The organism is Methylobacterium sp. TK31 (assembly GCF_055361545.1).
Window position 1 is genome coordinate 1016559 of record NZ_CM143964.1, and the last position, 25452, is coordinate 1042010.

General features: G+C 71.0%; 14 protein-coding genes and 1 tRNA gene. 7 read left to right on the forward strand and 8 right to left on the reverse strand.

Features of this window, described 5'->3' with window-relative positions:
* The first annotated feature begins 107 nt into the window (after positions 1–107).
* Positions 108–887 carry a DUF1499 domain-containing protein gene (locus tag ACXJY8_RS04665; RefSeq protein WP_463776617.1) on the forward strand — a complete coding sequence of 260 codons (780 nt, stop codon included), beginning with the start codon at positions 108–110 and terminating at the stop codon, positions 885–887.
* A gap of 7 nt (positions 888–894) precedes the next feature.
* Here ACXJY8_RS04665 and ACXJY8_RS04670 read toward each other — a convergent pair whose 3' ends face one another.
* The gene (locus tag ACXJY8_RS04670) at positions 895–1812 is read right to left on the reverse strand and encodes an MBL fold metallo-hydrolase (protein WP_463776622.1); all 918 of its coding nucleotides are present in this window, start codon (positions 1810–1812) and stop codon (positions 895–897) included.
* 86 nt (positions 1813–1898) lie between these two features.
* On the reverse strand, positions 1899–2921 hold the full coding sequence (locus ACXJY8_RS04675; protein ID WP_463776627.1) for a DUF2865 domain-containing protein: 1023 nt from the start codon (positions 2919–2921) through the stop codon (positions 1899–1901).
* A gap of 816 nt (positions 2922–3737) precedes the next feature.
* Here ACXJY8_RS04675 and ACXJY8_RS04680 point away from each other — a divergent pair.
* Entirely contained in the window at positions 3738–5435 is a 1698-nt protein-coding gene (locus tag ACXJY8_RS04680; protein ID WP_463776632.1) for a methyl-accepting chemotaxis protein, read from the forward strand.
* Positions 5436–5566: 131 nt separating this feature from the next.
* Positions 5567–6958: an Nramp family divalent metal transporter gene (locus ACXJY8_RS04685; RefSeq protein WP_463776635.1), complete on the forward strand. Its 1392-nt coding sequence runs from the start codon at positions 5567–5569 to the stop codon at positions 6956–6958.
* A 21-nt stretch (positions 6959–6979) separates the two neighbouring features.
* Here the strand turns inward: ACXJY8_RS04685 and ACXJY8_RS04690 are convergent, their stop codons facing one another.
* The 4 genes from ACXJY8_RS04690 to ACXJY8_RS04705 form a co-directional block, all read right to left on the reverse strand.
* Complete coding sequence (locus tag ACXJY8_RS04690; protein WP_181017336.1) at positions 6980–7129, reverse strand: hypothetical protein; 150 nt, start codon at positions 7127–7129, stop codon at positions 6980–6982.
* Between the two features lie 261 nt (positions 7130–7390).
* Entirely contained in the window at positions 7391–8767 is a 1377-nt protein-coding gene (locus ACXJY8_RS04695) for an aminotransferase class I/II-fold pyridoxal phosphate-dependent enzyme (RefSeq protein ID WP_463776638.1), read from the reverse strand.
* A 25-nt stretch (positions 8768–8792) separates the two neighbouring features.
* The gene (locus tag ACXJY8_RS04700; protein ID WP_463776642.1) at positions 8793–16211 is read right to left on the reverse strand and encodes an SDR family NAD(P)-dependent oxidoreductase; all 7419 of its coding nucleotides are present in this window, start codon (positions 16209–16211) and stop codon (positions 8793–8795) included.
* 514 nt (positions 16212–16725) lie between these two features.
* Positions 16726–18933 carry a glycosyltransferase family 2 protein gene (locus ACXJY8_RS04705; RefSeq protein ID WP_463776646.1) on the reverse strand — a complete coding sequence of 736 codons (2208 nt, stop codon included), beginning with the start codon at positions 18931–18933 and terminating at the stop codon, positions 16726–16728.
* Positions 18934–19402: 469 nt separating this feature from the next.
* Between ACXJY8_RS04705 and ACXJY8_RS04710 the strand changes: the two genes are divergently transcribed.
* From ACXJY8_RS04710 to ACXJY8_RS04725, 4 genes are all read left to right on the forward strand, one after another.
* Positions 19403–19477, forward strand: a tRNA-Val gene (locus ACXJY8_RS04710).
* Between the two features lie 158 nt (positions 19478–19635).
* The gene (locus tag ACXJY8_RS04715) at positions 19636–20169 is read left to right on the forward strand and encodes a hypothetical protein (protein ID WP_463776649.1); all 534 of its coding nucleotides are present in this window, start codon (positions 19636–19638) and stop codon (positions 20167–20169) included.
* Between the two features lie 597 nt (positions 20170–20766).
* Positions 20767–23283 (forward strand): type II secretion system secretin GspD, encoded by a 2517-nt coding sequence (gspD, locus tag ACXJY8_RS04720; protein ID WP_463776653.1) that lies wholly within the window; start codon positions 20767–20769, stop codon positions 23281–23283.
* Between the two features lie 271 nt (positions 23284–23554).
* Entirely contained in the window at positions 23555–24040 is a 486-nt protein-coding gene (locus ACXJY8_RS04725) for a hybrid sensor histidine kinase/response regulator (protein WP_463776656.1), read from the forward strand.
* 195 nt (positions 24041–24235) lie between these two features.
* Here ACXJY8_RS04725 and ACXJY8_RS04730 read toward each other — a convergent pair whose 3' ends face one another.
* Both ACXJY8_RS04730 and ACXJY8_RS04735 read right to left on the reverse strand, forming a co-directional pair.
* Positions 24236–24862: a hypothetical protein gene (locus tag ACXJY8_RS04730; RefSeq protein WP_463776658.1), complete on the reverse strand. Its 627-nt coding sequence runs from the start codon at positions 24860–24862 to the stop codon at positions 24236–24238.
* Complete coding sequence (locus ACXJY8_RS04735; RefSeq protein WP_463776661.1) at positions 24859–25446, reverse strand: GspMb/PilO family protein; 588 nt, start codon at positions 25444–25446, stop codon at positions 24859–24861. The genes ACXJY8_RS04730 and ACXJY8_RS04735 overlap by 4 nt, the downstream gene beginning before the upstream one ends.
* Between the last annotated feature and the right edge of the window lie 6 nt (positions 25447–25452).

Below are 25452 nucleotides of genomic sequence, written 5' to 3' on the forward strand. Positions count from 1 at the left end.
CCGGAAGCTGCGCGACGCATGGCCCGGGTGGCGCCGCGGGGCGGGGCCCGGTAAAGCTTCCCTCCCACGGCCCCGCGGATCTTCCAGACAGCGAATCTCGTCACAGCATGCGTCGTCTGCCCTATGAAGATCCCGTCACCCGCGCGGGCCCGGTTTCGCGGACCGTCGCGGTCCTGGCCGTCCTCGTCAGCCTCTTCGCCCTGGTTCTGGTGCGCGATCCCCGCGCCGAGGCCGGTCCGGCCCTGGCGACCCTCGGCGCCGGCCTCGTGCTGGCGGGACTCGCGGTGCTGATCGCCCTGGTCGCCTTCGTCCAGGTCTGGCGCGAGGGCGCGCGGGGCCTCGGCGCGGCCCTGGCGGGGCTGTTCCTGGCGAGCCTCGTCCTCGCCTATCCGGCCTTCGCGGCCCTGCGCGGCCTGCGGCTCCCGGCGATCGCGGACGTGACCACCGACACCGAGAACCCGCCGGCCTTCTCGCGCTCGCGCGTGGCCTTCGCGGCGCGAGAGGGGCGCTATCCGCCCGATCCCGGCCCCGCCGCGCGGGCCGCCCAGCGCGCCGCCTACCCGCAGATCGCCCCGCTCACCCTCGATCTCGACGCCGACGAGGCCTTCGAGCTCGCCCGCAAGGCGGCGGTGAACCGGCGCTGGCAGATCGTCGAGGCGATCCGCCCCGGCGGCCGCATCGGCAACGGGCGGATCGAGGCGGTCTCGCGCGGCCCGATCCTGAACCTCGCCGACGACGTCACCGTGCGCGTCCATCCGCGGGCGGACGGGGCCCGCATCGACGTACGCTCGGCCTCGCGCCTCGGCACCCGGGATCTCGGCAACAATGCCGACCGCATCCGGGCCTATCTCGACGAGGTCGCCAACCTCGCCATCGCGGTGAAGTGACCGGAGATCAGGCCGGCGCGTAGCGGCCGTCGAGCCGGGCCGGGCCGTCGCTGCGCACGATCCCGCGCTCGACCAGATCCTCCAGGTGGGCGAAGACCGACAGGGCGGCCGCGCCGTGCAGGGCCGGGTTCAGGCCCTGGTAGATCGCCGCGACGATGGCGCGGATGTCGCGGTCGCCCGCCTCCACACGGCTGCGGATCGCGTTCTCGCGCTGGCGCCGATGGGTGGCGAGGCCGCGCACGAAGCGGCGGGGATCGCGGACCGGACCGCCGTGGCCGGGCCAGTAGATCGTCTCGTCGCGGTCGCGCAGGGCCTCGAGGGAATCCATGTAGGCGCGCATCGCCCCGTCGGGGGGCGCCACGATGGTGGTCGACCAGGCCATGACGTGATCGCCGGAGAACAGGGCCGCCTCCTCCCGCAGCGAGAAGGCGAGGTGGTTCATGGTATGCCCGGGGGTCTCCAGGGCCTCCAGGGTCCAGCCCGGACCCGTGACGGTCTCGCCGCCGCGCAGGTGGCGGTCGGGGCGGTGATCGCGGTCGGCACTGGCATCGAGATGGGGAATCTCGCCCTCCGAGAGGTCGCGTGCCGCCCTGTGCGGCCCGCAGCCGATGATCGGTGCCCCCGTGCGCGCCCGAAGCAGGCGGGCACCCGGCGAGTGGTCCCGGTGCGTATGGGTGACCAGGATGGCGGAGACGACGGCACCCGCGCAGGCCTCGACGAGCGCCGCGATGTGCCCCTCGTCCGCCGGGCCCGGATCGATGACGGCGACGGCCTCCTGTCCGACGATGTAGCTGCAGGTCCCGGTGGCCGTGAACGGACCGCCGTTCGGCGCGATCCGTCGCCGGACCAGGGGCGAGAGCCGCACCGTTTCGCCGCTCGGAGGCAACGCGCCGTCGAAGACGGGGTCGGACTGCGTCTCGCTCATGCCGGCTCCTGACCGCGTGGGACCGGCCCCGGCCGTACGCCATCGCCGGACCGGGGACAACGCACGCCGTCGGGCGGGCGGCCGCCTCAGTAGACGAAGGGCGATGCCATCACGACGCGCGTCGGGGCCCGTACCGCGACGAAACGCGGCTCGACCTCGATCGGCGGCGCCACGGATTCGAAGCCGCCGGACGCCGCGACCCGCACGCGGTTCGGGCGGTCTGCGTTGCGAAGCTCCCGGCGGAAGGCCCTGGCATCGGCTTCGCGGCGGACCACATCGACCTTGGCGTCGATGTCGCGCCGCGCCCGGCGCGACAGGCCCCGGGCCTCGCGGAAGTCGACCACGCCGAAGCCACCGGAGCGAACCGGCGTGACGACGGCGGCGCTCGCCTCGGTGGCGACGACGTCGCCGGCGCGCACGGTCATGTCCTGCAGGATCGGCAGCGGCGCGGCGACACCCTGCTCGGGCTGGCAGCTGCAATGCTCCACCCGCTTCGTCCGATACAGGTTGGCCACCGCGAGGCTGCGATAGGGCTGCCCGTCGAGGCCGACGGCGCGGTCGAGTTCCATCTCGCCGGAGCCCAGGGTGAACAGGCGCGTCGGCGTGTTCGGGCAGGCGGCCGCGCAGGCGGCCTCGTGGACCGGCAGGTCGGAGCGGGCGCCGAGGCGACCGAGGGGGAAGACGTAGCCGTCGCAGGACCGCACGCAGACGGTGCGCGCGCCCGTCAGCGCCGGGCGGCCGCCGGCCTCCGGAGCGAGCGCCACCCGTGTCAGCGGCGCCGCTCCCCTGGGGCGCCGGACCCGGGCCGGTCGGGCCGTCACCTCGACGACGGGCCTCGGCGTCTGCCGGATCGTCCGCGCCGCGGTGACCCGGCGGGCATCGGGCAGCGAGGCGTAATGCGCCGGGCGTCGCGCGGGCATCGTCACCGTCGGGGCCGGTTCCGGGCCGCGAAAGATCGTCTCCAGGAAATCGAACAGGCCGCCCCGCTCGGACGCCTTGACGATCGTCGTGCCGGCCGTGACCCCGCCGAGCCCGAGCAGGAGGCCGGCGAGCGCCGTCACCACCATCTGCTGACGGGTGCCGGCCGGGGCGAGACGCTGCCAATTCATACCTGCCGGCTCCGCTTGCGTCGCCTCGACGATCCTGGCCGCATCACCGGTCGGCTGCAGCCTCGTCAGGTACACATCATCGCGGACCCGGCGCAACGGCGGCAAACAACCGAGACGAACGGCATCCAGCGGCCGTCGATGACCCGGGGCGACCCCCGGTCGGATCGCGCCCGCCGGCCGCCTCTCACCCGAACCCACGCCCATCCCGCACGGGAAGGCGACCGGTATCGCTCCGAAGAGGTTCCTGACTTCATCCCGCCGACCTCGGGGGACAGCCATACCGCCCGAAACCGACACTGGCGAAGGGCAGTCCAGCCTCCCGAAAAGCTCTGCGAATATCAGTCTCCGATCGAGCCCTGATCCTGCGCGCCGCGCGAGCCATCACGTGTCCAAAGATCGGAGGCGGAGCGACTGAGCAACGCGGCGGGGCTGAGCGGATCACTATTGGCAAAGGGTACGGGTTGCGCCTCGACCATCGGCAGGAGGTGCACGACTGATCTTCATCTATGGTATTCATCAGGACTACCAATCACGGCGCCTGATCACAGAGATGTTATCGGGTTTTAAGGATGGTTTAAACTCTTTCTGTCACAAGCAATACAACCAAGCAAGAAAGTCAGCCGCAGCCGTGACGGTCAAAGGCACGACAGGCTTCGAGGAAGTCGAGCGCGTCGGACGGTCGGATCGACAGCACAATCCGCCTGTGGAAACGCGAGCCCCCTCCTTCACCAGTGGCCGGACCGGTCTCGCGGTCCACCGGGCGGCGCTGACGTGTCCGAATGGCAGTGGAACGCCTCACCTCCAGGGATACCGCCGATGACGTTCTTCAATTCGCGCACCACCGCGAAGCTTCAGGCGCTGGATCGGTCCCAGGCGGTGATCGAATTCCTTCCCGACGGAACGATCGTCACGGCGAACGAGAATTTCCTGCGGACCGTGGGCTACACACTGGCGGAGATCCGGGGTCAGCACCACCGGATGTTCGTCGATCCGGCGGATCGCGAGAGCCTGGCCTACGGAGCCTTCTGGGCGGCCCTGGCCAGGGGCGAGTTCCAGCGCGCCGAGTACCGGCGGATCGGCAAGGGCGGTCGCGAGATCTGGCTGCAGGCGACCTACAACCCTATCCAGGGCCGGGACGGCCGCACGATCGGGGTCGTCAAGTTCGCCACGGACATCAGCGCCGAGAAGCTGCGCAGCGCCGATACCCTGAGCCAGATCGAGGCGATCGACCGGTCGCAGGGGGTGATCGCATTCGATCTCGACGGGACGATCCTCACCGCCAACCGGAATTTCCTGGGCGTGGTCGGGTACGGCCTGGACGAGGTGAAGGGCCGGCACCACCGCATGTTCGTCGATCAGCCCGAGCGGGACAGCGCGGGCTACCGCGCCTTCTGGGCAGGGCTCGCGCAGGGCGCGTTCCAGAGCGGCGAATTCCGCCGCGTCGGCAAGGACGGCCGCGAGATCTGGCTCCAGGCGACCTACAACCCGATTCTCGATCCGGCGGGACGTCCCATCAAGGTAATGAAGTTCGCCACCGACATCACCGCCGAGAAACTGCGCAATGCGGAATTGCGGGGGCAGGTCGAGGCGATCGGACGCTCGCAGGGGGTGATCCACTTCGACCTCGCGGGGCATGTCCTCGACGCCAACGCGAACTTCCTGTCGGTGCTGGGCTATCCCCTCGACCAGATCCGGGGGCAGCACCATCGCATGTTCGTGGATCCGTCCTACGGCGCCTCGTCCGCGTATCAGGCCTTCTGGGCGGCCCTGCGCCGGGGCGAGTTCCAGTCCGGCATCTATCAGCGCGTCGGCGCGGGTGGACGCGCGATCTGGATCCAGGCTTCCTACAATCCGATCTTCGACACGAGCGGCAAGCCGTTCAAGGTGGTGAAGTACGCCACCGACATCACGACCCGCATGCGCTCGCAGATCGGGGCCGCCGGCGCCTCGTCCCAGACCCTGGTCAACGTCCAGACCGTCGCGGCGGCGGCCGAGGAGCTGAACGCCTCGATCAGTGAGATCGCCAGCAGCCTGGCCCGATCGCGCCACGAGGTCGACGAGATGGACCTGCGCGCGCAGCGGGCGGAAAGATCCACCGGCGAACTCGCGGGCGCGGCCACGTCGATGAACGGCATCGTCCAGCTCATCCAGGGCGTCGGAGCGCAGATCAACCTGCTGGCGCTCAACGCGACCATCGAAGCCGCCCGGGCCGGGGAGGCGGGCCGCGGCTTCGCCGTGGTGGCCGGCGAAGTGAAGAACCTGTCCAACCAGGTCACGAACGCCACAGCCCGCATCGCCGAGGACATCAAGACGATGCAGGCGGTCTCGGGCGACGTGGTCGCCACCCTGACCGCGATCGGCCAATCGATCGACGCCGTCCGGGGCTTCGTCACGGGCGTGTCCTCGGCGGTGGAAGAGCAGAGCGCCGTGACCAACGAGATCTCGATGAGCATGCAGACCGCTGCCCACGGCGTGGCGGACATCGATCGCAGTCTGCAATCCCTGGCCTCCTGAGCACGCGCCGAAGCCGACCTAACGACGGACGCCGACGAACTTAGCCGTTTGCTCTTATTATAGCCCCTGCTATAACGCGGGGGGTCGCCCCGCGGCGACCGGTTCTTCCTTCGTCGGAAACACGCGCAGGCATGGCTCGACACGAACACGCTACGACGCCGGGTCCCGTCTCGGCGCAGAAGACCTCGTCCGCGGAAGGGGCTTGGCGCTTCAGCCAGGAGACGCACGCCCAGCCCAGCCTCGGGCGCATGAACGGAAGCGTCCCCGTCCAGGCCGACGGGACCTGGCTGCGCCGCCTCCTGGCCTTCATCGGCCCCGGCTACATGGTCTCGGTCGGCTACATGGACCCGGGCAACTGGGCCACCGACATCGCGGGCGGGGCACAGTTCGGCTACACGCTGCTGTCGGTCATCCTGCTCTCGAACCTGATGGCCATCGTGCTGCAGGCCCTGTCCGCCCGGCTCGGGATCGCCACGGGGCGTGATCTCGCCCAGGCCTGCCGCGACCACTATCCGCGGCCCGTCAGTCTCGTCCTGTGGATCGCCTGCGAGGCCGCGATCATCGCCTGCGACCTCGCCGAGGTCATCGGCACCGCGATCGCCCTCAAGCTCCTGTTCGGCCTGCCCCTGGTCGTCGGCGCCACGCTCACGGCGCTCGACGTCTTCCTCATCCTGCTCCTGATGCGACGGGGCTTCCGTGCCCTGGAAGCCTTCGTCATCGCTCTGCTGCTGGTGATCTTCGTGAGCTTCGGCATCCAGATCGCCCTGGCCGCGCCGCCGATCCAGGCGGTGCTCGGCGGCTTCCTTCCCTCCGCCGAGATCGTGCGGAACCCGGCCGCGCTCTACATCGCCATCGGCATCATCGGCGCCACCGTGATGCCGCACAATCTCTACCTGCATTCGTCGATCGTGCAGACGCGCGCCTATCCGCGCACCGAGGCGGGCCGGCGTGGGGCGATCCGCTTCGCGGTGACAGACTCGACGATCGCGCTGATGCTCGCCCTGTTCGTGAACGCCGCGATCCTGATCATGGCCGCCTCGGTGTTCCACACGCAGGGACGCACCGACGTGCAGGAGATCGAACAGGCCTACGAGTTGCTCTCGCCCCTGCTCGGAGCCGGCATCGCCTCGACGCTGTTCGCGGTGGCTCTGCTGGCCTCGGGCCTCAACTCCACCGTGACCGCGACACTGGCCGGGCAGATCGTGATGGAGGGCTTCCTACGCCTGCACATCCCGGATTGGGCGCGGCGCCTGATCACCCGCGCCATCGCGATCGTGCCGGTGGTCGGGGTGACGGCGCTCTACGGGGAGCAGGGCACGGCGAAGCTGCTCGTGCTCAGCCAGGTGGTGCTGTCGATGCAGCTCCCGTTCGCCGTGATCCCGCTGGTCGGGTTCGTCTCGGACAAGCGCAAGATGGGCGTCCACGCGATCCCGCCCTGGCTGAGGATCCTGTCCTGGGCCATCGCGACCGTCATCGTCGTGCTGAACGTGAAGCTTCTGTTCGATACCGTGATGGGCGCCTGAGCGGCGCCGCATCTGGCGGGTTCAGCGGCGACGGTCGGCGCGCACGCGCACCGGAACGGGCTGAGGCGCGGGCATCGGACCTTCGAGGATCGCACCGATCAGCGAGCGGCTGGCCTCGGCAACGGTTTTGATCAGACGTCGCGCGATGGAGGCGACAGTCGATTGTCTCATGACGGGCTCCTGACCGACGGGCTGAGGACGAACGTCGCATTCCGGGCCGGGTTCCGGTTGCGATGAGACACAGATAGCGAGGCCAGTGTCGCCTGCTCAGGGGTCGAGGGCAATCCGCCGCATTCGTGGGACAGGCGCAAAAAAGCACCGGCGCAGGACGCCGGTGCCTCGACAGGATGCATATCGATGGATGGCGGGTGGGTCTCTCCACCGCGCCTCGCGTCCGCCCCCGGGACGCGGCCCGGGTGTTCGCGTCGGGCCCTACGGCTTTCCGCGCTTGGCCATCAGCTGCTCGATCAGCGAGCCGCCCTTCTCGATGGCCGCGAGTTCCTCCGCGACGGCATCGACGGTCTCGCGGATCTGCTCCGGGGTATGCTCCGAGGTGATGAAGAAGCGCAGGCGCGAGGCCCGCTCCGGCACCGCCGGGTGGATGATCGGCTGCACGTTGATGCCGCGCTTGTAGAGGCGGTCCGACAGCGTCACCGACTTCAGGGAATCGCCGACGATGACCGGGATCACCGCGAGGCCGAGGCTCGTCCCCGTGTCGAGACCGTGCTTCTTCGCACAGGACAGGAACAGGTGACCGTTCTGGCGCAGGCGCTCCACCCGCTGCGGCTCGGCATGCATGATCTTGAGCGCCGTCTCGGCCGCGGCGGCGAGCGGCGGCGAGATGCCGACGCTGTAGATGAAGCCGCCGGCGGTGCACTTGAGGTACTCGATCAGCGGCGCCGGTCCGGCGACGTAGCCGCCGCAGGTCGAGAGCGTCTTCGAGAGGGTCCCCATCCAGATGTCGACCCCGCGCGGATCGACGTCGCAATGCTCGGCGAGGCCGATGCCGGTGCGGCCGAGGACGCCGAGCCCGTGGGCGTCGTCGACCATCAGCCAGGCGTCGTAGCGCTGCTTGAGCGCGATGAGGGCGGCGAGGTCCGGCGCGTCGCCGTCCATGCTGTAGAGGCCCTCCACGACGATCAGGGCCCGACGATGCTCGTGGCGCGTGGCGCCGAGCAGCGTCTCGAGGGCGTCGAGGTCGTTGTGGGAGAACGAGCGACGCTGCGCGCCCGACAGCTGGGCACCCGTGACGATGCTGTTGTGGCTGAGGGCGTCGTGGAAGATCACGTCGCCCGGCTCCAGCAGGGCGCCGATCGTGGTGACGTTGGTGGCGTGTCCGCTCACCATCACCACGCAGGCCTCGGTGTCGTAGTGATCGGCCAGGGCCTTCTCGAGGGAGAGGTGCCCGGGGCGCTCGCCGGCCACGATCCGGCTCGCGGAGGCCGAGGTGCCGTAGGTCTCGATGGCGCGGGCGGCGGCCGCATTGACGTCCGGATGCCCGTTCAGCCCGAGATAGTCGTAGGACGAGAAGTTGACGAAGGACTTGCCGGCGATGCGCGTCGTGGCGCCGGCCCTGGTCTCGTGCACCCGGAAGAACGGATTGCCGAGGCCGATCAGGTCGGCGGCCGAGCGCTGGAGGCGCAGTTCCCGGTAGCCCGGCAGCGACTCGAAGTTCTGTACGGAGGGGTCACCCGAGGGGCGCTGCGCCGGACGGGCGGGAGCCGTCCGGTTGGCGTTGCGCCCGAGGCGGTTCGTGACGAAGCCTGCCAGGGCCGCGCGTCCGCCGTCCGGTCTCGCGGAATTGCTCATGCGGCATGCCTCAAGGGGAAATGGCTCACGGAAGGATTTCTTTGATCGCGAGACTGTTCTCTTCGACCATCGCGTGGAACGGCTCGAGGGTGCGGACGTCCACGCCCTCGCTGGCATGGCGCTGGGCCAGGCTCATCACGGCCGCCGCGGCTTCGTCCACCGGTGCCGCGATCGACTGGATCAGGGTCTCGGTGAGTTCGTTCACGGTGAGGCCGGAGGAGATGCCGGAGGGCGGCGCCTCGAGGGCGAAGCGCTCCTGCAGGCTGGCGCCGAGTTCCACGCCCATCAGCGAATCGAGGCCGATCTCGGAGAGATGGCGCACGCGGCTGATGTCGTCCTTGGGCAGGCGCAGGATTCTCGCGATGTCCTCCACGATGGCGTCCGCCACCGTCTTGCGCACCGTGTCGATGTCCTGCGTCTTCAGCAGCATGCCGATGTTGATGGCCGCCACCGTGCCGGCTTCCATCTGCTGGTCCGAACCGAGTTCGGCATAGCTCGGGCTCTTCATAGTGGCGAGGCGCTCGCGCGCCTTGCCCCAATGCATCGACGCGATGGCGATCACGGCGTCGTCCGAGTTCGTCCCCTGGCCCTCCAGCGCGTCGGCCATGAGGTCGAGACAGTGGCGGGCATCCATCGGGGTCACGCCGACGCGGCCGGCCAGGGTCTCCATCACCGCCCGGTTTCGCGCCAGCACGCCCACATCGCCGATCGCTCCCCAGGCGACGGCCAGCGCGGGCAGGCCGAGCTTGCGGCGACGCCGGGCAAGGCCTTCCATGAAGCCGTTCGCGGCGACATAGGCGCCCTGGCCGGGATTGCCGATGAAGGTCGTGGCCGAGGAGAACATCACGAAGTAGTCGAGCGTGCGCCCGCGCGTCGCCGCGTCGAGGTGCTCGGCACCGATGACCTTCGGGCGGATGACGGTGTCGAGGGCGGCGGCGTCGATGTTGGCGATGAGGCCGTCCTGCAGCACCATCGCCCCGTGGATCACGCCGGCCAGGGACCGGCCCTTGCGCTCCACCTCGGTCAGCAGCGCATCCACCGCCTTGCGGCTGGTGATGTCGCAGGCCATCGCGGCGACGTTGACGCCGCGGGCGCCGAGATCGGCCACCACCTGCTTCGCCTCGGGGCTCGCGGCCCCGTTGCGGCCGACGAGGACGATGTGCTTCGCGCCCCGGTCGGCGAGCCAGCGGGCCGCCTCGATGCCGAAGCCGCCGAGGCCGCCAGTGACGAGGTGGACGCCCTCGGACGAGATCGTGAAGGCGGACTTCTCGGACTGCATCACGCTGCCGGGCTTCGGCGGCGCGATGACGATCTTCCCGACATGCCCGGATTGCTGCATCAGCCGGAAGGCGTCTGAGACTTCGTCCGCCGTGAAGGGCTGGAAGGGCAGGGGCTTCAGGCCGCCCTCCTTGAACAGGGACATCACCTCGCGGAACAGCCGGGCTCCGTCCTCGCCCTGGTGCTGGAGGACCTGGTCGAGGTCGACGCCGAAGTAGGACAGGTTCCGGCGGAACGGGCGCAGGCCGATATGGGTGTTGGCGACGTAGTCGCGCTTGCCCAGCTCGATGAAGCGGCCGAACGGCTTGAGGACGTTGAGGCTGCGCTCCATCGCCTCGCCGAACAGGCTGTTGAGCACCACGCCGACGCCGTCGCCGGTGATCCGGCGGACATCGTCCACGAAGGCGAGGGAGCGCGAGTCGAGCACGTGCTCGGCACCCAGCGCCTTGACGAGGGCGCGCTTCTCCCGCGACCCGGCGGTGGCGATGACGCGCGCGCCCTTGAGCTTGGCGATCTGCAGGGCCGCGAGGCCGACGCCGCCGGCGCCGCCATGGACGAGCACCCATTCGCCGCGGCGCAGGCGGGCACAGCTGACGAGACCGTAATAGGCGGTGAGGAAGGCGACCGGCACGGTGGCGGCGGCCTGCGGATCGAGGCCGGGCGGGCTCGGGGCCACGACGAGTTCGGGCACGACGATGTGGGTCGCGAAGCCCGACTGTGCGAAGGCGACGACCCGGTCGCCCGGCTTGAAGGCCTCGACGCCCTTGCCGACGGAGAGGACCCGACCGGCGACTTCGAGGCCGAGGCGGGGTCCGGCGAAGCCGTCCTCGAGAATCTCCTCCGGCAGCATCGACAGGGCCCAGAGGACATCGCGGAAGTTGAGGCCGGTGGCCTCCACCGCGATCTCGACCTCGCCGCGCCCCGGCGCCCGGCGCGTCGCCGGTCCCCAGGCCATCTCGTTGAGACCGCCGGTGTTGCTGCGCTCCAGGCGCGCGGCGGGGGCCGGAACGGCGTCGGCGCCGGGACGGCGGGAGAGCTGACCCGGCGAGAACCGGATCACCCGGGTGCGGTCGGCGTCGAGGATGATCTCGGTCTCGAGCGTGCCCGAGAGGATGAGGTCGCGCAGGCGCTCCGCGGCGGCCTTGGTGGACAGCGCCTCGGCGAGATCGATCCGGCGCACGTCGAGGTTCGCCACCTCGTTGGCGAGCGTCCGGCTGAAGGCCCAGACGCCGGCCTCCACCGACCCGGTCGGGTCACCCGCATCGCGGGTCGCGCCGGGGCAGACCACCCAGAGCCGGGTCTGGCGGCTGCCGAGATGCTCGACGCAGCGCTTCAGGCTGAGACAGCGCTCGCGCAGACGATCGGCCGCCGCGCCGGAATGGTTGAAGGCGCCGGCGAGGAACACCACCGTGTCCGGCGTCTCGCGCTCCAGTTCGAGCAGGGACTGCTCGGAATCGAGGATGATCGAGACGTGGACGCCGCTCGCCACCAGCAGGGTCGCCAGCGAGGACGCGGTCTCGGCCGCAAAGGCGTCGTGCGAGCCGATGACGAAGGCGAAGGTCTGACCAGGGGCCGGTCTTGCGCGGACCGGAGCCTCGGCGATGAACAGGAGGTCGTCGCCATTGGCAGAGACCGCGCGATCGACCGCCACGCGCACCAGGCCCGTGTCGCTCAGGGCGCGTTGCCAGCCGGTGATGTCGTCGAGGCGGCCCACCGGCAGGTCGGCGCCGGCCTCGAACCAGTCCGGGGTCAGGCCGAAGACGAGGTCGCGGAACAGCGAGGCGCCGGGCTCGACGGCGACCAGGAAGCCGCCCGTCGCCAGGGCATCGGCGACCTTGCCGAGGAGCGCCCGCTCGGAACGGTGCAGGACGTTGCTCGCCAGGATCGCGTCGAAGCTGCCGGGCGTCAGTTCGGCGCTATCCTCGATGACGGTGATGCCGCGCGGCAGAGCAAGGCGCGCCCGCTCGGCCAGGCGACGATCGGCTTCGAACACCGTGAGCTGCGCTTCGATGCCGTCCGTGAAGGCGGCGGCCTGAGCCGAGAGCGGCCCGAATCCGACCTGGAGCACCCGCAGCGCACGGTCGCGGGGCAAGGCGGCACGGCCCGACTCGGCGAGATCCGCGATCACGTCGGCCGCGGCCCGTGCCGTTGCACTGCGCAGGACGAAGGCGTCGAGGGCATTCTGCGAGAGGGTCGGGGCCTCGGTCAGGTCGCCCGAGAGCAGCCGGCCGACGACGGCGCCGATATCGGCGGTGAGCACGAGTTCGGCCGAGAGTTCGGGGTGATCCGCCGCGATCCAGCGCATGATCTCGTCGGGCGCCGGCAGGGACACGTCCTTGCGCAGCGTCCAGCGCTCGCCGTCGAGGGTGGCGAGGTCGCTGCTCTCCAGGGCGTAGAGGGCGTTGAGGAGCCAGGGACGCATCGCCTCCGGCACCCGCTCGTCGATCGCCACGGTCCCGGAACGCTGCAGGCCCTCCGCGAGGCGGTAGGTCATCGAGGTCGCCCAGCCCTCGAGAAGAAGGTGTCCCGGTGCCAGGGGGGCCTCGGCCGGCGCGACGGCGGCCTTGCAGGCCGGACGGATCGCGTCCGCGACGCGCTTTCCACGCTCCATCGCGATGGCCGTCGGTTCGGTGGCGAGTTCCGGCCGCTGCGCGATGGCATAGGCCGCGAGGTCGCTGCCGTTCTTGGCGCGCAGGGCCTGGAAGCGTCCCTCGCGCAGGGTGGCGATGACCTCGCCCTCGGCATCCACCAGGGTGAAGTCGGCCAGGATGCTGCGCTCGTTGGCGCGCCGGGTCCGGATCATCGCCCGGGCGATGACGGCGCCGGGCTTCACGAGGCGGATCTCGCCGAAGCGGACGGGGACGTAGGCCTTGGTCGAACCCTCGCCCATCAGCCCGGCGAAGAGCAGGATGAGCCCGTGGAAGCAGGAATCGAGGCGCGCGGGCACGAGCCCGAAGCGGGCGTCGGCTTCGGCCGGCAGCAATTCGGAGACGATGGTGGTCTCGTCGAGGCGCGCACTCGCGGCGACCTGGCGGAAGCTCGGACCGAAGCCGAGGCCGGAGGCGGCGGCCAGGCGGTAGAGCCCCTCGCCCGCCACCGCGTGCTCGGCGGGAACGTGCATGTCCACCGGCGCCGGCGCCGGGAAGCTGCCGTCGATGATCTTGGCCGCCGCATGAAGCTGCCAGGCGGCTTGGGTCAGGCGCGGCCGGCTGAGGATCTGGATGGCATTGCCGGAACCGGCGACGCGGACCGCGACCTCGCGCAGGGATTCCTCACCGAACACCATCGGCGACTGGATCTCGAACTCGGCGAGGACCACGCTGTCGGTCTTCATCGCCTCGCGGGCGACGCCGAGCGCCATCTCGATGAAGGCCGCACCGGGCAGAATCGCCTGGCCGTCGATGCGGTGATCGTCGAGCTCCGGCACCGTCGCGATGTCGACATGGCCGTGCCATTCGAGACCGTCCGGTGCGACGCGGGACCCGTAGAGCGGATGGTAGGAGCGGGGGGTGGCCGCACCGACGCCCTCGGTGGTCTCGGCGAGGCGGAAGGTCCTGCGCTGCCAGGGATAGAGCGGCAGCGAGACGTCGCCGACCGGGTTCTCGCCGAACACCGTGGCCTCGTCGACGGCGGCCCCCTGGACGAGGGCGGCCGCGACGGTGCGGGCGATCGGATCGCCGCCGGCCGGCTTGCGGTGCAGGACGCCGATGGTGGCGTTCTCGATGCCGAGAGGCTCGATGGCGTCGCCGATATGCGACAGCAGGGTGGCGCGCGGCCCGACCTCGATGAACACGCGGGCCCCCTGGCGGGTGGCCTCCTGCACGGCTTCGCAGAAGCGCACCGGCTCGCGGATGTTGCGCCACCAGTAGCCGGCCCCGAACTGGTCGCCGGCCAGCACCTTGCCGGTGACGGTCGACACCATCGGGGTCGTCGCAGGATGGGGCTTCAGCCCGGCGAGATCCCGCAGCAGCGGCTTCTCGGTCGGGTTCATCAGCCGCCCGTGGAAGGGGTATTCGAGATCGAGCTTGCGGCCGCGGCGGCGCTTGCGCGACAGCGCCTTCATCGCCGCGTCGATGTCGTCCACCGGGCCCGCCACCGTGATGGCCTTCGGGCTGTTGTAGGCCGCGATATCGAGGCTCGGATAATCCTTGAGGAACAGCTCGATCTCGTCGGCGGGCGCGAGCAGCACCGCCATCGTGCCGAAGCCGCGCGTCGTCTCCTGGTGCTTGCTGCGGTAGAAGATGACCTTCACGGCCTGTTCGAGGCTGAGGATGCCGGCGGCTTCCGCCGCGGCGATCTCGCCGACGCTGTGGCCGAGGACGTAGCTCGGCTTCAGCCCGCGGGCCCGCAGGGCCGTGGTCGAGGCACTGGAGATGGCGAAGATCAGGGGCTGCGACACCCGCGTGAGGGCCAGGCGCTCCTCCAGATCCTCGGCGAACAGAGCCTCTTTCAGCGACCAGCCGGACAGGGCGTGGAACAGGCCGTCGATGCGGTCGAAGGCCTCGCGGAAGGCGGCGTTCTCGTCATAGGCCTCGCGGCCCATGCCGGCCCACTGGCTGCCGTTGCCGGAATAGACGAAGGCCACCTCCGCCGCGCGATCCACGGCCGTGCCGAGAAGGGCGTCGGGCGCATCCTCGGCCTCGCCGACGGCGCGCAGCACCGCCGGCAGATCGGCCTCCAGGGGCACGGCCAGACGGGAGGACAGGCGCTCGCGGCGATGGGCGGCGGCCGCCGCGATCCGGGCGGCTTCGGCCTTGTCCGCGCCGTCGAAGCGCTCGGCATAGTCGAGGGCGAGTTCGTTGAGGGCGGCCCGGCTCTGGGCCGAAAGCAGCAGCACCTCCGGCGTGCGGGTCGCCTCGGAGGCACCGGCGGCACGGACCGGCGGCCCGTCCGTGAGCACGACGTGCGCGTTGGTGCCGCCGAACCCGAAGGAGTTCACGCCAGCGAAGCGCGCCTTGCCGTCGCGGGTGAGCGGCAGGGGCTTGTTCGTCACCGACAGGTTGAGTTCCTGGAAGGGAATCTCGGGGTTCAGTTCGGCCGCGTGCAGCGAGGTCGGGAACAGGTCGTGCTCCAGGGCGAGGCTCGCCTTGAGCAGGCCGGCGAGGCCCGAGACCGGCTCGGTATGGCCGATATTGCTCTTGATCGACCCGATCGGCAGCGGCGCCTTGCGGGGACGACCGAGCTTTCCGCCGATGGCGCTCGCCTCGATCGGATCGCCCACCGGCGTGCCGGTGCCGTGGGCCTCGACGAAGACCACGGAGTCGAGGTCGATCTCGGCCTCGCGGTAGACCTGCTCCAGCAGCGCGCCCTGGGCGTAGCCCGACGGCAGGGAGATGCCGGTGGTGCGACCGTCCGAATTGACGCCGCTCGCCGCGATGACGCCGCGCACGGTGCTGCCGTCCCGCAGGGCCGCCTTGGCGGACTTGAGCACGAGGACTACGCCGCCCTCGGAGCGCACGTAGCCGTCCGCGCTCGACGAGAAGGCCTGGCACAGGCCGGTGCGCGAGAGCATCTGCGCGTTCGAGAAGCAGATGAAGTTGAAGGGGCTCGCCAGGAGGTTCACGCCGGCGACGACGGCGGTGTCGATCCGTCCGCTGGAGATCGCCGCCACGGCGGCGTCGAGCGCGACGAGGGACGACGAGCAGGCGGTGTCGACGGTGAAGCTCGGGCCCTTCAGGTCGTAGATGTAGGAGATGCGGTTCGACAGGATCGAGAGCGTGTTGCCGGTGGCCGCGTAGGCATCGCCCGACGAGGTGTCGAGGACGCGCAGGTTGCCGTAATCGAGGGAGGAGGCGCCGACGAAGACGCCGATCTGGCTGCCGGCCACGTCCGATGGACGCAGTCCCGCATCCTCCAGGGCCTCCCAGGTCAGTTCCAGCAGCAGGCGCTGCTGCGGGTCCATCTGCTCGGCCTCGCGGGGCGAGATGCCGAAGACGCCCGGGTCGAACGACCAGATGTCGTCGAGGACACCGGCGGACCAAGTGTAGCTCTTGCCCCGCTCCTGAGCCCGCGGGTGCCCGAAGCGCTCCAGCGACCAGCGGTCATCCGGGATACGGCCGACGGCGCATCGCGCCTCGGTGAGGAGCTGCCAAAGCCCGTCGACGCTCGAGGCGCCGGGAAGCCGGCAGGCACGGCCGATGATCGCGATGTCTGTACGTTGTGTCACGTTCGATTCGCACACGCTCTTGAACGGGGGGACAGGATCGACTTGCACCACCGGCGGCAACCAGCCCGATCCTTAGTATGGCTCCAGGCTACTGTCCAACCGGAGCACCTGGAATCAGGGCAATCACCGATCAGGAACATCGACCCTGTTGCACGTATTCATCAATCATTCGGGCAAGACAAAGGAGCAATTCACCCTAGCGACCAGCAAGTTTCTCTCGCTCTTGAACGGTTGGTTTTAAACAATTGCCATCCGTCGAGCATCGTAGCCCGATCCCGCCCCCTGGCGTCCCGTATCGCGGCGGCAAGCCCATCGCTTTCCTGCTTCGGAAGCGAGGGGATCAAGAATCCAGGAGGATGCCGATGACCCTCATCCCCCTAAAAACCACGTCCAAGAAAAGCCGGCGAATAAAGGTCCGCGGCGGCACGGGCGTCGTTCGCAGCGCCAGAGGCAGGGATTAAACGGCGGATTGCGGCGACTTTGCGGTGCGACGCAGCGCCGCCGCGCCGCAGCATCAAAGGCGGTAGCGCGCCGCGTCGCGCGAAAGGTTCGGGTTGTAATAGGGATCGGCGCGCAGGTCCGCGCCCCAGCGTTCCTGCATCACCCGGACCTCACGCTCGAAGCGTTCCCGCTTCTCCGGCGTATCCTCCGCCCCCCGGCTCTTCGATTCGTGATGAATCAACCGGGCGTAGGGCGTCCAGACATTGCGATAACCTTGGGCGCGCAACCGCAGACAGAGATCCACGTCGTTGAAGGCGACCGTGAGCGCATCGGCATCGAAGCCGCCGCTCTCCGCGAAGACCTCCGCCCGGAGGAGCAGGCAGGCGCCGGTCACGGCCGAGACCTCCTGGGTCAGCACCATTCGGGCGAAGTAACCGGGATCGTCTTCGGGCAGGCCGGGATGGCTGTGGCCGGCCACGCCACCGATGCCGAGCACGATTCCGCCATGCTGGAGGGTGCGGTCCGGGTAGAGAAGCTTGGCGCCCACCGCGCCGATATCGGGGGTGAGCGCGATGGATACCATCTCCCGCAGCCAGCCGGGCTCGATCACTTCGATGTCGTTGTTCAGGAACAGGAGGAGCGTGCCCCGCGCTGCCGCCGCGCCGCGGTTGGAGAGGTCCGAGAAGTTGAACGCCCCCGGCACCGGCAGGATGCGGACGCGCGGCTCGTATACCGAGAGGCGCGTGAAGAGGTCGCGCGTGCGCGCCTCCCGACTCTCGTTGTCGACCACGATGACCTCGACGGCCGGGTAGTCCGTCGCCTCGAGCACGCCCGCGAGGGCCACGGCGAGCAGGTCCGCCCGGTCCCGGGTCGGGACGATGACCGAGACCAGGGGCGCGGGCTCCGGCACCGGGCGCACCAGCCGGTTGAATCCGAGCGGACCCCGGGTGGCGGTCGCCCCCAGGGGCGCGGCGACTTCCGCCAGCGCGCGCAGGCGCGCCACCTCGGTCCGCTCCAGGGCCCGGTCGGAGAAGGTTCCCGAGCCGCCGGCGGCGCGCCAGTGGTAGAGCACCCGCGGGATGTGGCGGATGCGCTCGGGCGCGAGCCGGGCCGTGACCCGCAGCAGGAGATCGTGGTCCTGGCTGCCCTCGAAGCCGGGACGCAGGCCGCCGGCGGCCCGGATCGCCTCGGCGCGGATCACCGTCAGGTGATTGATGTAGTTCTGGCCGTAGAGCAGCTCCCGGTCGAAGCCCGACTTGAAGTGCGGCTCGAAGCGGCGCCCGCGGGCGTCGATCTTGTCCTCGTCGCTGTAGATCAGCACGAGGTCGGGCGCGGCGCGGATCGCGGCCGCCACGTGATAGAGCGCGCTCTCGGCCAGCACGTCGTCGTGGTCGAGGAAGGCCACGAAGGCCCCGCCGGCCTGCGCGAGGGCGTCGTTGGTGGCGCGGGCGATATGGCCGTTCTCCGGGCGCCGCAGGACGCGGATGCGCGGATCCTGCCCGGCGTGGCGGGCGAGCAGGCGCGGGATCGCCGGATCGGTCGAGGCATCGTCGACGATGCAGAGCTCCCAGTTCGGATAGAGCTGGGCGCGGACCGACCGGATGGCAGCCTCCAGGACGCGCGGGGCGGGGTCGTGGACCGGCATCACCACCGAGATCCGCGGCGGGTCGGTCCAGGCGGCGACCGCGTCGCGGATGCGGCGCCGGTCCGCCTCGGTCAGGGTGTCGAACCGGGCGATCCAGGCCGCGTAGCCGGTCTCGGCCCGGTCGTGCAGCGCGCGCAGGAGCAGGGCGCGCCCGCGCACCTTGAGGCCGAGGGCGCGCCAGTACACGGCGCGGGCGGCGAGGGCCGGGTTCCGGCGCAGGGCCCGGGCGACGAGGCCGAGGCGCCGGCCCCGCCGGATCGTGAAGCCGTCGAGGTGGAAGGGCGTCTCGCGGGCAAGGGGCGCCAGCCGCAGGGCGAGCAGGCCCTCGGGCAGGCGGCCCGTCCAGGTGAAGCGATCCCCGCCCTCCGCCTCCTCGGACAGGGCCAGGAGCCTAAGCGCGCCGTCCGGCCCGGCGAACCGGGCGCTGAGCACCAGCCGGCAGACGCCGCCGCTCCCGACGTCCCGGAAGCGGATCGTCGCCCAGGTGCCGCCGAGACCGGTCTCCGCGAGATCGAGGTCCAGGGCGGGGCCGTCGGCCGTGAAGGCCCGCCGCGCCGGTCCCGTGCGGGTGCCGCGCCTGCGGAGACGGGGGAGGAGGGCCGTGAGCGGCGGCGCGGACATGGTCAGGGGTTTCATCTCTCGCGCCCACTCTTGCGCCTATTCTTAAGCCTACTTTTGCGCCCATGATCCGGGCGCACCGAATCCCCGGTGGCGCGGGCGCGCATCACGGGGCCGAGGCGGACCGGCTCCGGCCAAGGTCCGGCGAAGGCGCGCACCGGTCCCGGAGCGACACGATCGGACAGCCCAGGCCGGGCCGGATCGCCCCGCCCCGGTCGGCCCGTGTCCCGATCGCGCCCGTCGCTGACCCGCATGCCCCGCCCGCTGCCCCGTCGCCCGGTCGCGAGGGACGGCCGACCGGATTGTCGCGTGTCGCCACCCCACCGGGCCAGGGGGGCCTTAGCGCATTTCCGACGCCCGCGCAGCGCCGACGCACGAACCGGCGGCCGCCCGGGACGCGGCCGCACATTCACCGCGCGAGAGCCCTTGCGCCCCTCAAAACCCCAGGCTATAGCCCCCTCCACCGGCGGCCGAGCGGCCCCGGTGAGGGCGCGTAGCTCAGCGGGAGAGCACTACCTTGACATGGTAGGGGTCACAGGTTCGATCCCTGTCGCGCCCACCATTTTTCCCAAACGGGATGAATGGTTCACGAAAGGCGGCCCTCGGGCCGCCTTCGTCGTTTCCGAGGTGTACGGACACCTCGACGACCCGCCGGCATCGACAACGCGCGACGATCGACAGATCCTCGATTGCGACGCGCGACAGCAGCACGAGTCCTCGATGTCGTACGGATCGCTCGAACTGACCTACGCACAACCGTTCGCGGAGAGCCTAATCGGAGATCCGGCATTTCGCGCCTGGGTGCTGCGTCGAACCACGTTCGCGGCATTTGCAGACGAGGCATCGCTGCTGCACGACGAGATGCGGATGCGACGGGCCAAAGGCGCCGCGACGTGGTGGCGGTCGCATTTCACCGAGACGTGCCGATGCCGGGGATGCAGCGGCCAGGAAACCGACCTCCTCGCGATCTTCGAAAATCGCGCCGGCTTCCGCTTCGCGATGCATTTCGAGATCAAGCAGCCAAAGGACAGGTTTCCTAGCGACAGGGATCAGGCAGCGAACTATGCCACCCGGGCCGAGTGCTGGGTGAGGTCGGCACCGAAGGCTGTCCTGCCGCACTCGGCGGCGGCCACCGTGCTGCTGTGCAGCGCGTCGAAGCTGCCGGAGTACGGCTCGCAGGCCTCGAAATTCGGGACCGTCATCACGTTCGAGGATATCGCGGCCACGTACCCGCACGCCACCAAAGCGACCTGAACCGGCCCCGGGGCCGGCCGGCCCGGCATCCCGGACCGCGCCGACGGCGAGGCCACTGCGGGGCGGTGGCCGTGGCGGGCCGGATGGCTCGACCCGAGACGCCACCGGCCGCAGGCATCGATCCCAGTCGGGATACAGCGCCTCCCACGGGCATGGACCGGCGCCCGCCCGGGCCTTCGTTCGACCGGACGCATCCCCGGGCCATTGCCCCTCCGAGCCATCGCATCTACGGCCCGACGGCGCGACGCCGGCGAAGGCTTGGTCGTCGCGCCGATCCCTCGACGCCTGAGGCAGGGGCCCTCGACCGTTGTCGTCGCAATACGGGCAGCCGAGATCGGGACTCGTCCCGGGCGTGGCCAGATGACGGGAGTTTTCGTCTGGAACAGATCCGCATCAGATGGCATCGACGCCTAAACATCGTCTGTATGATGCGCAAATCTTTACATGACACGCCGTCACGGCGACGATCGATCGATAGATCGATCTGTAGAACATCTGCATCAGGATGGAGATACCGTCGATTAATTAAACTTTAACCATAAATCCATTATCCCTGCTCCCGATACGGACTTTTCAGACTTTCAGGCGCCGGGGGACATGGCGACACCGGCAACTCTTCTGGGACGCCAGGCCCTCCGGATCGGCCTCGTGCTCGGCCTCCTGGCCGAGTCGGTGGCCGGGACCGGCGCCCGGGCGGCCGATGCCGGCCTTGTGTTCTCGGAAACCGGGCGCCCGGAATCCGGTATGGTCCCGCCCGATGCCCTCTCGGCCGCTCCACCGGCGCGGAGCGCCCCGCTGGTCCAGCGCGGCAGCGACCGCTTCATCGGCGGCGAGGCGGTGGTCGCCGGTCCGCTGCCCGGCGGCCCGGTCAGCCTCAACCTCGTCGAGGTGCCGATCCCGGTGGCGGCCCAGGCCGTGCTCGCCCAGACCCTGCGCTGGAACTACACGATCGACGAGCGCGTCACCGGCAGCGTGACCCTGCAGACCGCCGGCGCCGTGCGGCGCGAGACCCTGCTGGCGATGTTCGAATCCGCCCTCGCGGCCCGGGGCGCCGCCCTGCGCCGGCGCGGCGCCACGGTGGAGATCGTGCCCAGCGGCGGCCCGCCCGGCATCCTGCCGGTCCGCAGCGTGCCGGACCTCGCCGGGGAGCCCGGCGCCCGGGCCCAGGCGATTCCCCTGCGCTGGATCTCCGCCGCGGAGATGCAGGCGATCCTGTCCGCCGTGGCGCCCCGCGACGTGATCCTGCGGGCGGACAAGACCCGCAACATGCTGATCCTGTCCGGCGACCGCGCCCAGATCCAGGCCCTGCGCGAGACCATCGCGGTGTTCGACGTCGACTGGATGAGCGGCATGTCGACGGCGATGATCCCGGTGCGCAGCGCCAATCCCGCGGCCCTCGCCCGGGACCTCGTCCAGATCTTCGGCAGCGAGACCGCCGGCACCGGCGACATCATCCGGTTCGTGCCCAACGAGGCCCTCGGCGCCATCCTGGTGGTGAGCGCGCGGGCGGCCTATCTCGACCGCGCCCGCGCCTGGATCGGCCGCCTCGAGACCATGGCGGCCGAGCGCGAGCGCCAGCTCTTCGTCTACCGGATCCAGAACCGCTCGGCCCGGGACCTCGCCGTGGTGCTGCAGGGCGTCGTCGCGGCCGAGACCGGGGTGAGCGCCGCGATCAGCAGCACCTTCGGCGCCTATGGCGGCGGCGGGGGCGCGTTCGGCCCGGGCGGCTTCGGCGACGGCAGCGGCCCGGGGGCCGGCGCCGGGTTCGGCATGCCCGGCGCGGGCGGGATGGGCTCCGGCGGCATGGGCTCCAGCGGCATGGGGACCGGAGGCATGGGCTCTGGCGTCATGGGTTCGGGGGGCATGGGATCCGGAGGCCTGGGGTCCGGAGGCATGGGGTCCGGCGGTCTGGGCTCGGGAGGCATGAATCCGGGAGGCATGAATCCGGGAGGCATGAATCCGGGAGGCATGAATCCAGGAGGCATGGGTGCGGATGCCGGCTTCGGCGTCGGCGCGGGGGCGGGCGGCTTCGATCCCGGCGGGCAGGGCGGGATGCAGGCCGGTGCCTACGGGGCCGGGGCGATGCCGCCCGGGATGGCCGCCGCGCAGGCCGGTCCGCGCCGCGACCAGATCGGCATCATGCCGGACGAGGCCAACAACAGCCTCGTCATCTCGGCCACCCGCAACCAGTACGACAAGATCCTCAAGATCCTCACCCGCCTCGACGCGATGCCGACGCAGGTGCTGCTGGAGACGATCATCGCCGAGGTCACGCTCAACGACGAGCTGCGCTTCGGCGTGCAGTGGTTCCTCAAGAACGGCGGCCAGGGCCAGTTCAACCTCGCCCCCGCGAACACCGTCGCGGCGATGGCCACGGGGGGCACCGCCGGGTTGGTGGCGGCCGCCACCCGGGGCGTGCCGGGTTTCAACTACCTCCTCAACGCCACCGACTTCAACGTGGTGGTGAACGCCCTCCAGGGCATCACGCGGGTGAACGTGATCTCCTCGCCCAACCTCACCGTGATGGACAACCGCACGGCCAAGCTCCAGGTCGGCGACCAGGTGCCGATCGTGAAGCAGACGGGGCAGAGCGCCCTGGCGGCGGGGGCGCCGATCCTCAACCAGATCGAGATGAAGGACACCGGCGTCATCCTCTCGGTGACGCCGCGGGTGAACAAGAACGGCCTCGTGGTGCTCGACATCAACCAGGAGGTCAGCGACGTGGTGCCGACCACCACCTCCTCGATCAACTCGCCGACGATCCGCCAGCGCCGGGTCGCCACCAGCATCGCCGTGCAGGACGGCCACAGCCTCGCCATCGGCGGCTTGGTGCAGGAGAAGGCGCTGATCACCAACGAGAGCCTGCCGGTGCTGGGCGACCTGCCGCTGATCGGGCCGGCCTTCCGCAACCGGGTCGACAGCCGGGTGCGCACCGAGCTGATCATCTTCATCCGCCCGCGCGTCATCCGCGGCACCGCGGATGCCGACCGCATCAGCCAGGATTTTCGCGAGCAGGTCCGGGCGATGATGCCGGTGCGCCCCGTGCCGGCCCCCCGGCCGCTCGCCGCCACGCCCGATGGACCGCCGGGCATTCTGCGCCGCGCGATGGACTGAGCCGGGGCGCGGCCGTCGCGCGGGCCTGAGCGTCGTTCGCCGGGCTGTCGTGGCGGCAGGGGCCGACCCTTCGCAGACCCGGGCGAAGGCCCGCCTCGTGGCCGCTCGATGGAAGAAGACCCGCGACCGTGATGGGGCGTAAGCTGCCACACCCCGTTGCCATCGCGCCCGGCCGATAATCGGAGTATGAAAAACCATCACTGGCTTCGGTCCCGGCCGCCAGTGCCTGAGAGTAGAGAGTGCTCCCGCCCTGAACTCGCGGAGCACGTTCGTGTCAGACACCAAGCCTTTGGCGATCCTCCTCGCGGAGGCCGACTCGATCGTCAGCATGGTCACCGCCGACATGCTGACGGATCTTGGTTATCAGGCCTTGGAGGTCCGTACCGCCGCCGAAGCGCTGGCGGTGCTTCGAGGACCGGCCAACGTGCGGATGCTGATCACCGGGCGCAGCATCGTGGGCGACGGCGTCGCCCTCGCCCACCTGGTTCACCACCGTTGGCCTGGTGTCGGCATCATCGTCACCTCCGGAGCCGGGGCCGACCTTCAGCGCGCGTTGCCGCCGGGGACGCGCCTTCTCAGCAAGCCGTACAAGTTGGCGGACCTTCTCCAAGAGGTGGAAGCGGGTCTCGGACAGGTGCGGGACGAGCCCTCGGCCGCCCCCATCGTGCCGAGCAGCGTCCCGCCCCATCGGGGATTGGACCTGGGTCACGGCGTCGGCGCCATTGCCGCTCCCTCGACCGAGCCGGACAAGACGTAACCGCGATCGCCACGACGGTCCGTCCGCGACCCGAGCCGGCGTCGCGGATCCGGGCCTAGGGGGCTGATCGACGGGCTGGACGCCTGGGGGCCGCCATGGATCGACAGCCGGACGTCTGCCTCCCGGTGAAAGTCCGGGGGCCGGCCCGCACCGTCACCCCGTCAGCCGTTGCATCTCGACGCGCGCGTCGTCCGCTCAGCGCCCGGACGGGTCGATCGCGATGCGCCGCACCGGTGCGGCGGCGCGCGGCGGAACCGGGGCGGCCTCGGGCCGGGGCGGCGCTTCGCCGGGGCCGAGGCTCGGGCGCAGGCCCGGGGCGTCCGGTCCCGGATGGCGCGGCGGCGGGCGCAGGGCGACCGGGGCGCCGAGATAGGCGAGGGTGTACCGGCGGCCGGCATCCGCCACCACCACCGCCTCGGGCTCCACCGAGACGAGGCGCCAGGCGCCCTGTCCCTCGCCGGGGGCGAGCCAGGCCGGGGCGCCGGTGCCGTCCGCCACGAGGGCGCGGCGCGCGCCGGCCTCGATCAGGATGCCCCGCACCGACAGCATCGTCGGCGGCGACGCCTCGGCGGTGAGATCCGCGCGGCTACCCCGCGCCGTCCAGGGCCGGCGCTCCGGGTCGAACAGGGGTGCGGCCACGGCCGCGCCGGTCTCGGCCGCCGCGAGGGCGGCGAGGTCGAGGGGTGGCGGGCCGGGCGGCGCCGGCGGCGCGGAGGCGTCCACCGGCCAGAGCCCGGCGGCTAGGGCGGCGAGCCCGGCCAGGCCGAGGAGCCCGAGGCAGGCCGGGTGGATCGTCCGCGCCGAGATCGCGAGACCGCTCATCGCGGGGCCTCCGCAGCCCCGGCCGGGGCCTCCGCGGCCCCGTCGGGGGCCACTGCGGCACCGTCGGGGGCCGCCGCGAGGGCACCGCGCAGGAACAGCGAGAGCCGCATCACCGTGGGGCTGCCGGTCTCGGGATCGGCCGGGCGCAGGGCCGACAGGTCGGCGCTCTCGACCACGGCCAGGGGCGCCTGGGTCTCCAGGGCGAGGAGGAGGCCGTGCAGGCCCTCCGCGGTGCCGCGCAGGGCGGCGGCGAGGCGCGGCGCAGTCGGCCGGTCGGCGTCGCGCTCGAGGCGTGTCTCGTCGAGGAGGACGGCGCGGTCCGCCGCGAGTCCGTCGAGCCGGGTCCGGAAGGCTCCCAGGAGCGCCGCCTCGTCCGCCCCCCACAGGGGTGCTTGCGGGGCCGGCCGGTCCGCCGCCGCGCGGGTGCGGGCGAGGAGCGCCCGGCTGTCGGCGATCTGCTCGTCCGCCTCGCGGACCTCGCCCCAGGCCTGCGCCAGGAGCCCCGTGCCGGCAGCCGCGGCGAGGCCGAGGAGCAACAGGGCACCGAGGCGGCCGCGCAGGAGGCCGGGCAGGTCGCGGGTCATCGGCGA